13 protein-coding genes are annotated in these 13309 nt (G+C 66.9%); 7 read left to right on the top strand and 6 right to left on the bottom strand.

The window, feature by feature from the left end:
• Positions 1-13: 13 nt before the first annotated feature.
• From yajC to ACIBG5_RS20975, 6 genes are all read right to left on the bottom strand, one after another.
• Positions 14-466, bottom strand: coding sequence for a preprotein translocase subunit YajC (yajC, locus tag ACIBG5_RS21000; protein WP_396393162.1), 453 nt, complete (start codon positions 464-466; stop codon positions 14-16).
• Between the two features lie 189 nt (positions 467-655).
• Entirely contained in the window at positions 656-1702 is a 1047-nt protein-coding gene (gene ruvB, locus ACIBG5_RS20995) for a Holliday junction branch migration DNA helicase RuvB (protein ID WP_396393161.1), read from the bottom strand.
• A 3-nt stretch (positions 1703-1705) separates the two neighbouring features.
• Positions 1706-2308 carry a Holliday junction branch migration protein RuvA gene (ruvA, locus tag ACIBG5_RS20990; RefSeq protein WP_360444010.1) on the bottom strand — a complete coding sequence of 201 codons (603 nt, stop codon included), beginning with the start codon at positions 2306-2308 and terminating at the stop codon, positions 1706-1708.
• A 25-nt stretch (positions 2309-2333) separates the two neighbouring features.
• Positions 2334-2930: a crossover junction endodeoxyribonuclease RuvC gene (ruvC, locus tag ACIBG5_RS20985; RefSeq protein WP_396393160.1), complete on the bottom strand. Its 597-nt coding sequence runs from the start codon at positions 2928-2930 to the stop codon at positions 2334-2336.
• Between the two features lie 76 nt (positions 2931-3006).
• Positions 3007-4164, bottom strand: coding sequence for an enhanced intracellular survival protein Eis (eis, locus tag ACIBG5_RS20980; protein ID WP_396393624.1), 1158 nt, complete (start codon positions 4162-4164; stop codon positions 3007-3009).
• A gap of 43 nt (positions 4165-4207) precedes the next feature.
• Positions 4208-4669: a hotdog fold domain-containing protein gene (locus tag ACIBG5_RS20975; protein WP_396393159.1), complete on the bottom strand. Its 462-nt coding sequence runs from the start codon at positions 4667-4669 to the stop codon at positions 4208-4210.
• 84 nt (positions 4670-4753) lie between these two features.
• On the opposite strand from ACIBG5_RS20975, the gene ACIBG5_RS20970 reads away from it, so the two are divergent.
• From ACIBG5_RS20970 to ACIBG5_RS20940, 7 genes are all read left to right on the top strand, one after another.
• The gene (locus ACIBG5_RS20970; protein WP_396393158.1) at positions 4754-5806 is read left to right on the top strand and encodes a LacI family DNA-binding transcriptional regulator; all 1053 of its coding nucleotides are present in this window, start codon (positions 4754-4756) and stop codon (positions 5804-5806) included.
• Positions 5803-6444 carry a DUF1961 family protein gene (locus tag ACIBG5_RS20965; protein ID WP_396393157.1) on the top strand — a complete coding sequence of 214 codons (642 nt, stop codon included), beginning with the start codon at positions 5803-5805 and terminating at the stop codon, positions 6442-6444. Before ACIBG5_RS20970 ends, ACIBG5_RS20965 begins: the two co-directional genes overlap by 4 nt.
• 192 nt (positions 6445-6636) lie before the next feature.
• On the top strand, positions 6637-7266 hold the full coding sequence (locus ACIBG5_RS20960; protein WP_396393156.1) for a YesL family protein: 630 nt from the start codon (positions 6637-6639) through the stop codon (positions 7264-7266).
• Complete coding sequence (locus tag ACIBG5_RS20955; RefSeq protein WP_396393155.1) at positions 7263-8813, top strand: extracellular solute-binding protein; 1551 nt, start codon at positions 7263-7265, stop codon at positions 8811-8813. The genes ACIBG5_RS20960 and ACIBG5_RS20955 overlap by 4 nt, the downstream gene beginning before the upstream one ends.
• 3 nt (positions 8814-8816) lie before the next feature.
• A complete protein-coding gene (locus ACIBG5_RS20950; protein WP_396393154.1) occupies positions 8817-9812 on the top strand; it encodes an ABC transporter permease in 996 nt (331 codons plus the stop codon).
• A gap of 9 nt (positions 9813-9821) precedes the next feature.
• Positions 9822-10709 (top strand): carbohydrate ABC transporter permease, encoded by an 888-nt coding sequence (locus ACIBG5_RS20945; protein ID WP_360444033.1) that lies wholly within the window; start codon positions 9822-9824, stop codon positions 10707-10709.
• Positions 10706-13309 (top strand): Tat pathway signal sequence domain protein, encoded by a 2604-nt coding sequence (locus tag ACIBG5_RS20940; protein WP_396393153.1) that lies wholly within the window; start codon positions 10706-10708, stop codon positions 13307-13309. The genes ACIBG5_RS20945 and ACIBG5_RS20940 overlap by 4 nt, the downstream gene beginning before the upstream one ends.

The following is a 13309-nucleotide window of genomic DNA, read 5'->3' as shown; positions in this document are numbered from 1 at the left end:
CAGGGGCGGTGGATCAGTTCTCGGTGTGCGTCGGCGGGAGCTTCGGCGCGTCCTGCACCTTGTCCGCGGCCTTGTCCTTGCCGGCGTCCGGTACGTCGACGGAGTCCTTCTCGGCGTCGTCGGCCAGGTCGTGCCCGGCCGGCTCCTCGATCGTCGCTGCGGGGTCCTCGTCCGGGACCACCCGGCCGACCGCGGCCTTGACCACCTGCACCAGCACACCCTCGGAGATCTCCAGGGTCACGTACTCGTCGTCGGTCTCCTCGACGATCCCGACCAGGCCACTGGTCGTGATCACCTTCGTGCCCGGGGTGAGGGCGGCCACGGTCTGGGCCTGGCGCGCCCGCTGCTTACGCTGGGTGCGGCTCATGAACCAGATCATTCCGACGATCAGAATCAGCGGAAGCAGGAAGGTGAAGGCGGAGCCACCGCCCCCGGAAGAGGCGAGCGGTACGGCGATGAGTTGCATCGGGACTCAGAATCCTTCGTCGTCGGGAGTACGGGCGTCCGGCACGCTCTGCAAGCGCGCAGGTCGCAGCGGAATGACCTTAGGTCAGGCCACCGGCGAGTCTAGCCGTGGGCGGCAACAAGTACCTCATGACACCGGGTCACGTTTGCGTTACTCGACTCGGCCTGCGGACCGATCAACACACAGTATTCAGTCTTCGTCAAAAAGCGTGTCGGCGAACGTCGCGCCCTTCGGGACTTTCAGGCCGATGTGCCGCCAGGCCGCGGGCGTGGCGACGCGACCACGCGGCGTACGGGCCAGATAGCCCGACCGGACCAGGAACGGTTCGGCCACTTCCTCCACAGTCTCACGTTCTTCGCCGACCGCAACAGCCAGCGTGGAAAGTCCCACCGGTCCGCCGCCGAATCGGCGGCACAAGGCGTCCAGGACCGACCGGTCCAGCCGATCCAGGCCCATCTTGTCCACTTCATAGAGCTCGAGGGCCGCTTTCGACAGCGCGAGCGTGATGATCCCGTCCGCTCGGACCTCTGCGTAGTCGCGGACGCGACGGAGCAGCCGGTTCGCGATGCGCGGCGTACCGCGGGACCTGGAAGCGATCTCGGCCGCGCCCTCCGGTGTGATGTCCACGTCGAGCAGCGCGGCGGACCGATTCACGATCTTCTCCAGCTCGGCCGCCTCGTAGAACTCCAAGTGACCGGTGAATCCGAACCGGTCACGCAGCGGCCCCGGCAGCAGCCCGGCCCGCGTGGTCGCACCGACCAGCGTGAACGGCGGAATCTCCAGCGGAATCGCGGTCGCGCCCGGGCCCTTGCCGACGATCACGTCGACGCGGAAGTCCTCCATCGCCATGTAGAGCAATTCCTCAGCAGGGCGGGACATCCGGTGGATCTCATCCAGGAACAGGACCTCGCCCTCGCTCAGTCCGGACAGGATCGCGGCCAGGTCACCGGCGTGCTGGATCGCCGGCCCGCTCGTGATCCGCAGCGGTGCGGACAGCTCGCTGGCGATGATCATCGCCAGCGTCGTCTTGCCCAACCCGGGCGGTCCGGACAACAGAACGTGATCCGGTGCCCGGTTGCGCCCTCGCGCCGCGTGCAGCACCAGCTCGAGTTGCTCACTGACCCGGCGCTGGCCGCCGAACTCGGCCAGCGTGCGCGGCCGCAGCGCCGACTCGATCTTGCGTTCCTCGAGGTCCACCGCGTCCGCGGACACCAGCGGCCGGACGTTGTCCTCCATCGGCTAAGCCTTCGAAAGCACGCGCAGCGCGGCGCGGAGCAGGTCGGGGACGGACGGATTCGGGTTGTCGGCGGCCAGCGGTGACACCGCGGTGACGGCGTCCTCGGCGTCACGTGTCGACCACCCCAGGCCCACCAGACCGGCATGCACCTGGTCCCGCCAAGCTTCCTGGGACTGCAGCGGGCGGCCGGTCACCGTCTTCGACGGCGCACCGATCTTGTCCTTCAGCTCCAGCACGATCCGCTGCGCACCCTTCTTGCCGATCCCCGGAACCTTCACCAGTACGGCGAGATCCTCGGAGGCGACGGCCTGGCGCAACTGGTCCGGGCTGAGCACGGCGAGCGCGGCCTGCGCCAGCTTCGGCCCGACACCGGACGCCGTCTGCAGCAGCTCGAACAGGCTCTTCTCGTCGTCGTCGGCAAACCCGTACAGCGTCAGGGAGTCCTCGCGCACCACCATCGAGGTGGACACGCGCGCCTCCTGCCCCGGACGCAACCCCGCCAGCGTGCCGGGGTGACAGAACACCTGCAGGCCCACTCCCCCGACCTCGATCACGGCACTGTCCACCCCGATTGCCGCCACCGGGCCGCGCACGAACGCGATCATCCCCGACCTCCTTGCACGACCGTGCTCATCTCTTGCTCTCCTGCGCCGCTACCGCCGCACGCAGTCTGGCCACCTGCAGACGCGATTGCGCCTGCGCCATGGCTTCCAGATTCGACCGGCTGGCGGCTGCTTCCTGCAGCTTGCTGGTCACGCCGCCGCGCCACACCTGACAGATCGCGAGCGCCAACGCGTCGGCGGCATCGGCGGGCGTCGGACGCTCGGCCAGCCTGAGGATCCGCGTGACCATCGTGGTCACCTGCTCCTTGCCGGCCCGCCCCGAACCCGTCACCGCCGCCTTCACCTCACTCGGTGTGTGCAGCGAAACCGGTAGACCGCGCCGAGCAGCCACCACCATGGCCACCCCTGAGGCCTGCGCCGTACCCATCACTGTGCGGACATTGTGCTGCGCGAACACCCGCTCGACCGCGACCGCATCCGGCCGGTGCTCGGTGATCCACTGGTCCAGCTCGGCCTCGATCTGCACCAGCCGCCGGGACACGTCCAGATCGGCCGGCGTCCGGATCACACCAACGGCGACCAGCGCCGGCGGCTTGCCCGGGGTGCCCTCGACGACGCCGAGGCCGCACCGGGTCAATCCCGGGTCGACGCCGAGCACTCGCATGGATCACCTCCGAACGTTTGTTCGACAACCCTAACGGCCGCCCGCGAGGCCCCGGAAATCGACGCGCCGCCCCGCCTCAGAAGAAGTCGAGCATGTACGCCGTGGGGCCGCCGAAGGCCGTGTCGATCGCGAGATCCGCAGTGCTTTGGCCCGTGGCCAAACCCGCCGATCGCAGGGCGTTGAGCGGCGTACCGGCGTACAGAGCGGCCAGACCGCGCGGGCCGAGGCGCAGTGCGTCACCAGACGGCTGTGCGGACGTGAGACTGCCGGCGCCGTCGGCGACGGACAGGTGCCAGTCGCCGGTGTTCGCCGGTACGTCAGGGTCGTCGATCCGCAGGTCAACCTCCAGTACGGCGCCGGGCGCGAACCCGCGCGCCGCGATCGCGGCCGGGGCGTCGAGCAGCCTGAGCATCCAGCGCGAGACGTTCGCGGTGGAGTCCGCCTCGTGCTCGGCCATCAGGTTGATCGGATCGGTCGGCGGGGTGTACGCGTGCACAGTCCTCGCGATCGACGCACCGGACCCGACCGTCGTCCACAACGCCCGCGTGGTCCCCTCTGACCCGGCGATCAGTTCGTCGACGGACAGGTTCTGCTCGGACCAGTTGTAGACGACGAAACCGTCGTCGGCGACGTACGCGAAGTTGGACTCGTCCTCCAGCCAGGACTCCAACTGGGCGAGCGGCCAGATCAGCGGACCGTTGGACCGGCGGCTCTCATGCACCTTGCTCGCCAGGTCGATGACCAACTGAGCATCTTCCCGGCCGGCCTTCCGCAGCGTCACGCCTTTGCCGCCCAGTGACCGCAGGTCCGACGACTGGAAGGAGAACTTGTAGCGGCCGCCGGCGAACTCGTACCCCAGATGCCGATAGAGCACTGTCGTCGCCGGATACAGCCCGGACAGCGGACAGCCCATCTCGACACTGCGCCGCAGCACCCCGCGCATGAGCATGCTGCCGACTCCGCGGCCGCGGTACTCCGGCGACACCACTACGCCCGCGATCCCGGCCATCGGGACCCGTCGACCGCCCCACCACTGCTGGAAGGGCCAGATCCGGGCCGCGGCGACGACCACATCCCCGTCGGCCACTCCGATGTACCGGCCGTCCTCGATGAACCGCAGCGCATCCTTGCGCCACTCGTCCTTGTCCCCGCCCGGCCCGAACGACCTCAGCCGGACCTCCCACACCGAGTCCAGATCAGCCTCGGAAACATCTACCACCCGCAGCGCATCCATCACGCCGAAGACCCTACGTGAGCCCTCGCCGGGCTGCTCGCTATTACTTCCGATCCGTCACCCAGAGATGGATGGTGCCCTCGACAACAACCGTGCCGTCGTCCCGCGTCGCCTGGACCCGCACCGGCACATCCGGCCCCGCCGTCCAGGCACCCGGATCTGTCTCGGCCGAGCAGGTCAGATCGGAGGTCGACTTGGCCAGATACGCGACCTCCATCCCCTTCGGCAGCCAGCGTTTCCCCACCGGAACGGTCGCCTCGGCCAACGCCCCCATCGCTGCCTCGAGACCGTTGCACACGGCAATCGCATGCACCGTGCCGATGTGGTTCTGTACTGCCCGCCGCTTCGGCAACACGAGCGCCGCGTAGTTGGGACTCACCTGAACAAAGCGCGGCCGAATCGACCGGAAGTACGGCGCCTGCCAGGTGAACGCCCGCGAGAACACCCGCTCCCCACCAGGCAGCCCTCGCAACCGCTCCCACATCCCCAACACCCGACTCGCCATCCCCACATGTTACCCACGAGTCACGAGCAGTACCTGAGGACGGGAGGTATTTAGACGATTCAATCCGGGGTGGATAGAGTGGGCGTGACGAGGATCTACGGCCGCGACCGGGGGACGATGGCAACGCCCAGCATCAAAGAGGTCGCGCAGCGCGCGGGTGTGTCGGTCGGGACGGTCAGCAACGTCCTGAATCGGCCGTGGATCGTGGCTCCCGCGACCAGGCAGCGCGTGCAGGACAGCATCCGCGCGCTCGGGTTCGTGCGTAACGAGGCCGCCCGGCACCTGCGCGCCGGTAAAAGCCGGACAGTGGGCCTGGTCGTGCTCGACGTGGCGAACCCGTTCTTCACCGACCTCGCCGAGGGCGCCGAAGCGCTGGCGTACGAGCACGACACCGTGGTGATGCTTTGCAACAGCAAGACCGATCCGGTCCGCGAAGGTCACCACCTCGACCAGCTCGAGCAGCAGCGGGTGATGGGCATCCTGATCACCCCATTCGACAGCAACGATCCACGGCTGACGGCGTTGGTCTCGCGCGGTACGCCGGTCGTCCTCGTGGACCGTGCCGCGGATCGTGGGTTCTGCTCGGTGTCGGTCGACGACCAGCTCGGCGGACGGCTCGCCGGCAATCACCTGATCGAGTCCGGGCATCGCCGGATCGCCTTCATCGGTGGGCCTTTCACCATGCAGCAGGTGTCCGACCGGATGGCCGGATTCGCCGCGACGGTCGAGCGGGCCGACGACGTCGAACTGCAGCGGTACGAGGTCGATGTGATGGGCGTCGTGGAGGGCCGCGCGATCGGCGAGAAGATCGCGGCACTGCCACCACGGTCCCGGCCGACCGCCGCCTTCCTGGCCAACGATCTGCTCGCGCTCGGCTTCCTGCAGGCGATGTCGGTCGCCGGTCTGCAGGTTCCCCGCGACATGGCGATCGTCGGGTACGACGACATCGACTTCGCCCGGGCGGCCGCCGTACCGCTGTCGTCGGTGCGGCAACCGGCGGAGATGCTCGGGCGGTCCGCGATGGAGTTGCTGCAGGAAGAGGTCGAGGCGGCCGAGCAGCACCGGCACCGGCAGGTGATCTTCCAGCCCGATCTGATCGTCCGCGAATCCAGCGACCACACCCGGCGCCGCACATGAGCGACCAGGTGCTGTACGAGAACCCGCTCGCGTCGGCGGCCGATCTCGACGGCTTCCGGACTGATGGCGATGGCGCCGTCTCGTTCCCGCTCGGCCGGCTGCGGCTGGAGAGCACGCGACCACCCGAGGACGGACAGGACGCCAACGTCGTGCTGTGGTGTCCCGAGGACTTCCCGCCGGACATCACCGTGGAGTGGGACTTCTGGCCGATCCGCGAGCCCGGCCTCTGCATCCTCTTCTTCCACGCGAAGGGCCGCCAGGGCGAGGATCTCTTCGACCTCACCCCGAGGACCGGCCCGTACGAGCAGTACCACCACGGCGACCTGGACACGTACCACGTCTCGTACTTCCGGCGCCGCTGGCCGGCCGAGCGCGCGTTCCACACCTGCAACCTGCGCAAGAGCTACGGCTTCCACCTCGTCGCGCAGGGCGCGGACCCGATCCCCGGCGTCCTGGACGCCCAAGGTCCTTACAAACTGAGGCTTTCGGTCCAACGCGGCGAGATCACCTTCGCGATCAACGACCTGATCAGTTTCCAGTGGTACGACGACCAGCCGTTGGCCGGCGGCCGGCTCGGCTTCCGCCAGATGGCGCCGCTCGTCGGCGAGTACGCGAACCTGCGGATTTCCCGCTCCTGACTGCGACTTCAGGCAGTCGGCAGGCCACCGCCTGACCGTTCTCTGACAAACGCTTTCCCAGCCGTTGACAATTGAGACGATTCAACCATATGGTCACATCACTTTTCGCCCGAATCACCCTCGTCACAAGGCAGGGATCCGCATGAATCACCCACGTGACAAGGCCTTCCGCCGGCCCGATGGCGGTCCATGATGAGCGCGACCGGCTGGTCGATCCGGCTGTACGAGGCCGCTGACGAGGTCGTCTGGGCGATCAAGTTGAACGCGCTGTGGATCGGCTTCACCTTGGTCGGCGGTGTCGCGCTGGGTATCGGCCCGGCGACGCTCGCAGCATATTCACTGGCCAGACGCAGGTCTTCCGGTGAATCGTTTCATGCACTGCCTGCCTTCCGTACGGCGTTCCGCCGCGAATTCCGCCGCGGCTGCCTCGTCGTACTCCCGCTGGTCGCGGCCGCGGTCCTGCTGATCGGCAACTACCTGTACTTCGCGTCGCTCGGGACCAAGGCGTCACTCCCCCGGCTGGCCAGCCTCGTAGCCCTGGTCGCGCTCGGTGTGATCGCCGCCTACCTGCTCCCGATGGCCGTGCACTACGACCTCAAGGTCCGCGAGTTGTTGCCCAAGGCATCGTTGGTCGCGCTCGCGCGGCCGGCCTCGTCCCTGCTCCTGCTGTTCGTCGCGGTGTCCATCGCCTACGTCTCCGGCCGGTTCCCCGTTCTCGGGATCGTGCTGGCCGGCGGCGGCTGGATCCAGCTCAACACCTGGCTCTGCCTGCGCTTCTTCGCCGAGAACGAGGCGCGCCTGCACCTGAAAGGGAACTCATGACCATCTTCTCCCGACGGCGTCTCGCCGCGGCCCTGACAACAGCACTGACAACGGCCCTGCTCGCCTCGGCCTGTTCCGGCGGTGGCGACGACAAAGGAAGCCAGGCCAGTGACGAGCTGACGGTGATGGCGCCGCTGTTCGGCACCGCACCCGATCCCAGCGGCGAGCTGCAGCAGGCGGTCGAGAAGCAGATCGGCAAGAAGCTCAAGATCACCTGGGTGCCGAACGCCGAGTACGGCGACAAGTCCAACGTCACGCTGGCCTCGGACAAGATCCCGGACGTGATGGTGGCGAACGAGAAGAGTCCGTCGTTCGTCAAGGCGGCCGATGCGGGCGCGTTCTGGGACCTGACCGGCAAGCTGGACAAGTACCCGAACCTCAAGCCGGTCGACGAGCAGACCGCCAAGAACTCGATGACCAACGGCAAGACGTACGGCATCTACCGGATCCGGCCGCTGCTGCGTTCGGGCATCGTGATCCGCAAGGACTGGATGGCCAAGCTCGGTCTGAAGGACCCGGAGACCGTCGACGATCTCTACGCGATCGCGAAGGCGTTCACCGAGCGGGACCCGGACGGCAACGGCAAGAAGGACACCTACGGCCTGATCATCCCGAAGTGGCCCGGCAACTACGCCAGCGCCAGCCCGTACGACGTGGTCGAGACGTGGTTCGGCGCCCCGAACGGCTGGGGCGAGCGCGACGGCAAACTCGTGCCGGGCTTCGACACCCCGGAGTTCCTGGCCGCCAACCGCTGGCTGCGCAAGTGGGTCACCGAAGGCCTGGTCAACAAGGACTTCGCCACCCTGGACAGTGCGAACTGGAACGACCCGTTCGTGCAGGGCAAGGGCGGCATGATCATCGACGTCAACGTCCGGGCCACCCAGCTGCTCGACCTGTTCAAGGAGAAGAACCCGAAGGACTTCGACAAGGTCACGCTGATCGGCAACCTGAAGCGCTCCGACGGACAGAAGTTCTCCTATCCGTTCACCGGCTACAACATGGTGATGGCGATCTCCAAGCAGCACATCCGGACCGAGGAGCAGCTCGACCAGGTGCTGCAGACGCTGGACAAGCTCGAGTCCAAGGAGGGCTCGATTCTGCTCGCCAACGGCATCGAGGGCCGCAACTTCAAGGCCGACGGGAAGTACGCCGTACCGATCAACCAGGACGACCCGAAGGTCAAGGCGATCCAGAACGACGTCGACAAGGCCTTCATCCAGCTCGGGACCCGAGCCGCCGTCGGTGTCAGCGCCTACCAGCCGCGGCCGAGCGACGCGGCCAGCCGGGAGATGCGGGAGCGCTTCGACATCCTGATGAACGAGGACCTGAAGACCGCGGTGTTCAACCCGGCCCTGAGCGTGATCGCGCCGACCTCCGTGTCCAAGGGCCAGACGCTGGACACGATCGTCCCGGACGCCCGGATCAAGTACCTGTCCGGTGCGATCACCGAGGACCAGCTGAAGGCGCAGATCAAGCGCTGGTACGACAGCGGCGGCACGCAGATCACCCAGGAGGTCAACGACCTGGCCGCCAAGGCCGGCGGCTGACAGATGGCCACCGATCTGGTCCCGAGCCAGGTGGTGCCGCCGTCGGCGGAGGCCACCCCGGAGGCGCCGCGCCGCAAGCGGCGCCCCCGGCCGGTACCGCTGTGGCGGGACCTGCTGCGCTACCGCTGGCTCTACCTGTTGCTGCTGCCCGGTCTGGTGTACTTCGTCGTCTTCAAGTACCTGCCGATGTACGGCCTGACCATCGCGTTCAAGGACTACGTGCCGTTCCTCGGGTACCCCGGCAGTGAGTGGGTCGGCCTCAAGCACTTCCAGGAGTTGTTCACCGGACCGGACTTCGGCCGGTTGATGTTCAACACTCTGCTGCTCGCATTGTTGACAATAGTCTTCGTCTTCCCGGCGCCGATCGTTGTCGCGCTGATGCTGAACGAGCTGCGGGTCCGCGTGCTGAAGCGATCTGTGCAGTCGCTGATCTACATTCCGCACTTCCTGTCCTGGACGATCGTCGCCTCGCTGACCTACCTGCTGTTCTCCGTGGACTTCGGCGTGATCGCGAACTGGATCCACGGCCTCATCGGCGGTGAGAAGACCGACTACGTCGCGCAGGCCGACTGGTTCCGGCCGCTGATCGTGCTGCAACTGCTGTGGAAGCAGACCGGCTGGGGCACGATCATCTACCTGGCCGCGCTGGCCGGAGTCGACTCGCAGCTGTACGAGGCGGCAAGGGTGGATGGTGCCGGGCGCTGGCGGCAGTTCTGGCACATCACGCTGCCGGCGATCCGGCCGACGATCGTGGTGATGGCGATCCTGACGTCCGGTCACCTGATGGATTCGGGGTTCGAGCAGATCTGGCTGATGACCACGTCGCTGAACCGCGATGTCGCCGACGTCTTCGACACGTTCGTGTACTACATCGGCATCACCCAGGGTTCGTTCAGCTACGCGACCGCCGTCGGCCTCTTCAAGGGTGTGGTCGGGGTTGTCCTGATCTTCGGCTCCAACCTGCTGGCCAAGCGGCTGGGCCAGCGTGGGCTGTTCTGAGGAGACGACATGAAACAACGGGTCCGGTACTACGACTCGGCCGGCAGCCGGGTGTTCGACGTACTGAATGTCGTATTGCTGACCGGTCTGGCAATCGTCACGGTTCTGCCGCTGCTGTACGTCCTGGCGGGGTCGTTCGCGACCGAGTCCGAGATCAGCTCGCGGCCGTTCTTCCTGTGGCCGCACCGGTTCGTCACCGACACGTACCACTACATCTTCTCCACTGACACCTTCGTCCGCGCCTTGCTGACCACGATCGCCGTGACCGCGGTCGGCACGGTGATCCAGCTGGCGCTCACGTTGACCATGGCCTATCCGCTGGCCAAGCGATTCCTGCCCGGCCGCGCACTGGTGCTCAACCTGGTGATCTTCACGCTGGTGTTCAGCGGCGGCATGATCCCGACGTACCTGGTGGTGCGTGATCTCGGCCTGCTGGACAGCTACTGGGCGCTGATCCTGCCGCTGGCGATCAACCCGTTCTACCTGATCGTGGTGAAGAGCTTCTTCCAGGAGTTGCCCGAGGCGCTGGAGGAAGCAGCCCGGATCGACGGGTGCAACGAACTGAACGTGTTCCTGCGGATCGTGCTGCCGCTGTCGAAGCCGATCATCGCGACGTTCTCGCTGTTCTACGCGGTCGGCATCTGGAACGACTACATGTCGCCCTTGCTCTACATCGACGACAGCAGGAAATGGACGCTGCAGATGATCGTCCGCCAGTTGACCGCGGCGAACGCGGACTCGGCGAACGTGCTGCAGCAACTGGAGACCGTCACGTTCCCGGAACAGGGCCTGAAGTTCGCGGTCGTGGTGGTCGCGACGCTGCCGATCCTGTTCTTCTACCCGTTCCTGCAGAAGCACTTCGCCAAAGGCGTCCTGATCGGATCGGTGAAAGAATGACAACACTGCAATGGCTGGAGACTCCTTGCCGGCAAGGTGTTTCCTGGGGTGTCCCGTGGCCGCGCGGCACCGTTGCCGAGGGCACACACTTTGCCCTGGCCGACGGTACGCCGGTGCAGAGCTGGACCACCGCGACCTGGCCCGACGGCTCGGTCAAGTGGTCGGCCCACGCGATCGGGCCATCCGAGCACCCGGAATCGTCGTACGAGCTCGCGCCGGGTCAAGAGCCGACAGCTCCAGGTACGCCGGTCCAGGTCGAGCAGACTGCGGACGGCGTACGGGTGACGACCGGCGAGGTCACCTGGACGCTCACGAAACCGCTGCTGATCGCGTCGATTGTCGACAACGACCAGGAGGTCGTGCGCGACGTACGGCTGGTCAGTCTGCGACAAGACGCGCCGGACGAGGACCTCGGCCGCAGTCGGGAGCACACCACCGCGACCGTCGACCGCATCACCGTCGAACAGGACGGTCCTGTGCGAGCGGTGGTCAAATTGGACGGCAAGCATGGCGACTGGCTGCCGTTCTCGGTCCGCCTCTACTTCTACGCCGGCGCGACCGACGTACGCATCGTGCACAGCTTCATCTGGGACGGCGAGCCGGACCGGGATTTCCTGGCCGGGCTGGGTCTCTGTGCGGACGTCGTGATGCGCGACGAGCCGCACAACCGGCACATCCGCCTGGCCGGCCCGTCCGGCTTCCTCACCGAGGCAGTCCGCGGCCTCACCGGTCTACGCCGCGATCCAGGTGAAGAGGTACGACGTGCACAGGTCGCCGGGCACGCGATCGAGGACATCCCGAATCCCGAGGTATCAGATCGACTGCACCTGATCCCGCAGTGGAACGACTACACGCTCGACCAGAGCAGCGCCGACGGCTTCACCCTGCGCAAGCGCACCGGATCGGAGCACGCCTGGGTGACGATCCCGGCCGGCACCAGGTCGCCCGGTTACGGGTACGTCGGTGGTGTCAGCGGCGGACTCGGATTCGGCCTGCGCGATTTCTGGAAGCTGCACCCGACCCGCCTCGACATCCGCAACGCCGCCACGGACCTGGCCACCGCGACCGTCTGGATGTGGTCGCCCAGCGCGCCCGCGATGGACGTGCGCTACTGGCACGACGGCATGGACCAGGACAGCTACGCCGAGCAGCTCGAAGGCCTCGAGATCACTTACGAGGACTACGAACCGGGCTTCGGCAACGCGCATGGCGTCGCCAGGACGCACGAGCTGACGCTGCGAGTGCATGACACCACTCCGTCGGCCAACGACCTCGCCGAGCACGTTGCGCTGCTCAACTCCCCCGGTCTGCTCGCGGCGGCGCCGGCACGGTTCCTGGAGGCAGGTGTCTTCGGCAGCTGGAGTCTGCCCACCGCCGACGACCAGGACATCGAGGCGCGGCTGAACTTCCTGTTCCAGTACTACGTCGGTCAGCGGGAGCAACGGCGCTGGTACGGGTTCTGGGACTACGGCGACGTCATGCACACCTACGACCGGGATCGGCACACCTGGCGGTACGACGTCGGCGGCTATGCGTGGGACAACTCGGAGCTGTCGCCGGATCTCTGGCTCTGGTACCAATACCTGCGGACCGGCCGAGCGGACGTGTTCCGGTTCGCCGAGGCGATGACCCGGCACACCGGTGAGGTCGATGTCTACCACCTCGGCCGGTGGAAGGGCCTCGGCTCACGGCACAACGTCCAGCACTGGGGCTGCAGCTGCAAGCAGGTCCGCATCTCCAGTGCGCTCTACCGGCGCTTCTACTACTACCTGACCGCGGACGAGCGGACCGGTGACCTGATGGACGAGCTGGCCGCGGTCGAGGAGACCCTCCTCGTCGTCGATCCCCAGCGCAAGGTGCGGCCCGACGTCTACTCCCCCGACCCGCATGCGCTCTCGGTCGAACTAGGTGTGGACTGGGGTGCACTCGCTGCGGCTTGGCTCACGCGGTGGGAACGGCATGGCGATGAGAAGGCCCGTGCACGGCTGGTCGGAACGATGGCCGACATCGCAGCAATGCACTATGGCCTCCTCACCGGCAACGGGCGGCTGGATCTGTCCACCGGGCGCTTCGACACCAGCCGGCGCGGTGTCGCGGTCTCGCACCTGTCCTCGCTCTTCGGGCTCCCCGAGATCTGTTCGGAGCTCATCGACCTGGACCTCGACGTACCCGGGTTCGAGAAGGCGTGGCTGGACTACTGCCGGCTCTACCTGGCGACACCGGAGCAGCAGACCGCGGAGGTCGGCCACCCACTGCAGAGCATCGCACTAGTCCAGGCACACAGCCGACTCGCCGCGTACGCCGCCGCCCGCACCGGCGACGCGGAGCTGGCCCGGCTGGCCTGGCGCAAGTTCTTCGTCGGCGACGGCGACACGCTCCACCGCAGCGCGCTGCAACGCGAGAAGGACTGGAAGACGACTCAAGTCGACGGTGCGTTGATGCCCGTCGACGAGGCCGCCTTCGTCAGCACCAACAGCGCCTCGCAGTACGCACTCGCAGCGATCCAGAACCTGTCCCTGATCCCCGAACACCGAAACATCCCTGAACACCGAAACGACAGAGGTGGAAAGGCATGGAGGTCTCCCGACGTACAGTCCTAG

Source organism: Kribbella sp. NPDC050241, from assembly GCF_044459685.1.
Taxonomy (GTDB): Bacteria; Actinomycetota; Actinomycetes; order Propionibacteriales; family Kribbellaceae; genus Kribbella.
Note: the sequence above shows the minus strand (reverse complement) of the source record. Positions and strands in the feature narration are given on the sequence as shown.

Bases quoted from the DNA above. Each gene is read 5' to 3' on its own strand.
- yajC (WP_396393162.1), bottom strand. From the start codon at position 466: ATGCAACTCATCGCCGTACCGCTCGCCTCTTCCGGGGGCGGTGGCTCC.
- ruvB (WP_396393161.1), bottom strand. From the start codon at position 1,702: ATGGAGGACAACGTCCGGCCGCTGGTGTCCGCGGACGCGGTGGACCTC.
- ruvA (WP_360444010.1), bottom strand. From the start codon at position 2,308: ATGATCGCGTTCGTGCGCGGCCCGGTGGCGGCAATCGGGGTGGACAGT.
- ruvC (WP_396393160.1), bottom strand. From the start codon at position 2,930: ATGCGAGTGCTCGGCGTCGACCCGGGATTGACCCGGTGCGGCCTCGGC.
- eis (WP_396393624.1), bottom strand. From the start codon at position 4,164: ATGGATGCGCTGCGGGTGGTAGATGTTTCCGAGGCTGATCTGGACTCG.
- ACIBG5_RS20975 (WP_396393159.1), bottom strand. From the start codon at position 4,669: ATGGCGAGTCGGGTGTTGGGGATGTGGGAGCGGTTGCGAGGGCTGCCT.
- ACIBG5_RS20965 (WP_396393157.1), top strand. From the start codon at position 5,803: ATGAGCGACCAGGTGCTGTACGAGAACCCGCTCGCGTCGGCGGCCGAT.
- ACIBG5_RS20960 (WP_396393156.1), top strand. From the start codon at position 6,637: ATGAGCGCGACCGGCTGGTCGATCCGGCTGTACGAGGCCGCTGACGAG.
- ACIBG5_RS20955 (WP_396393155.1), top strand. From the start codon at position 7,263: ATGACCATCTTCTCCCGACGGCGTCTCGCCGCGGCCCTGACAACAGCA.
- ACIBG5_RS20950 (WP_396393154.1), top strand. From the start codon at position 8,817: ATGGCCACCGATCTGGTCCCGAGCCAGGTGGTGCCGCCGTCGGCGGAG.
- ACIBG5_RS20945 (WP_360444033.1), top strand. From the start codon at position 9,822: ATGAAACAACGGGTCCGGTACTACGACTCGGCCGGCAGCCGGGTGTTC.
- ACIBG5_RS20940 (WP_396393153.1), top strand. From the start codon at position 10,706: ATGACAACACTGCAATGGCTGGAGACTCCTTGCCGGCAAGGTGTTTCC.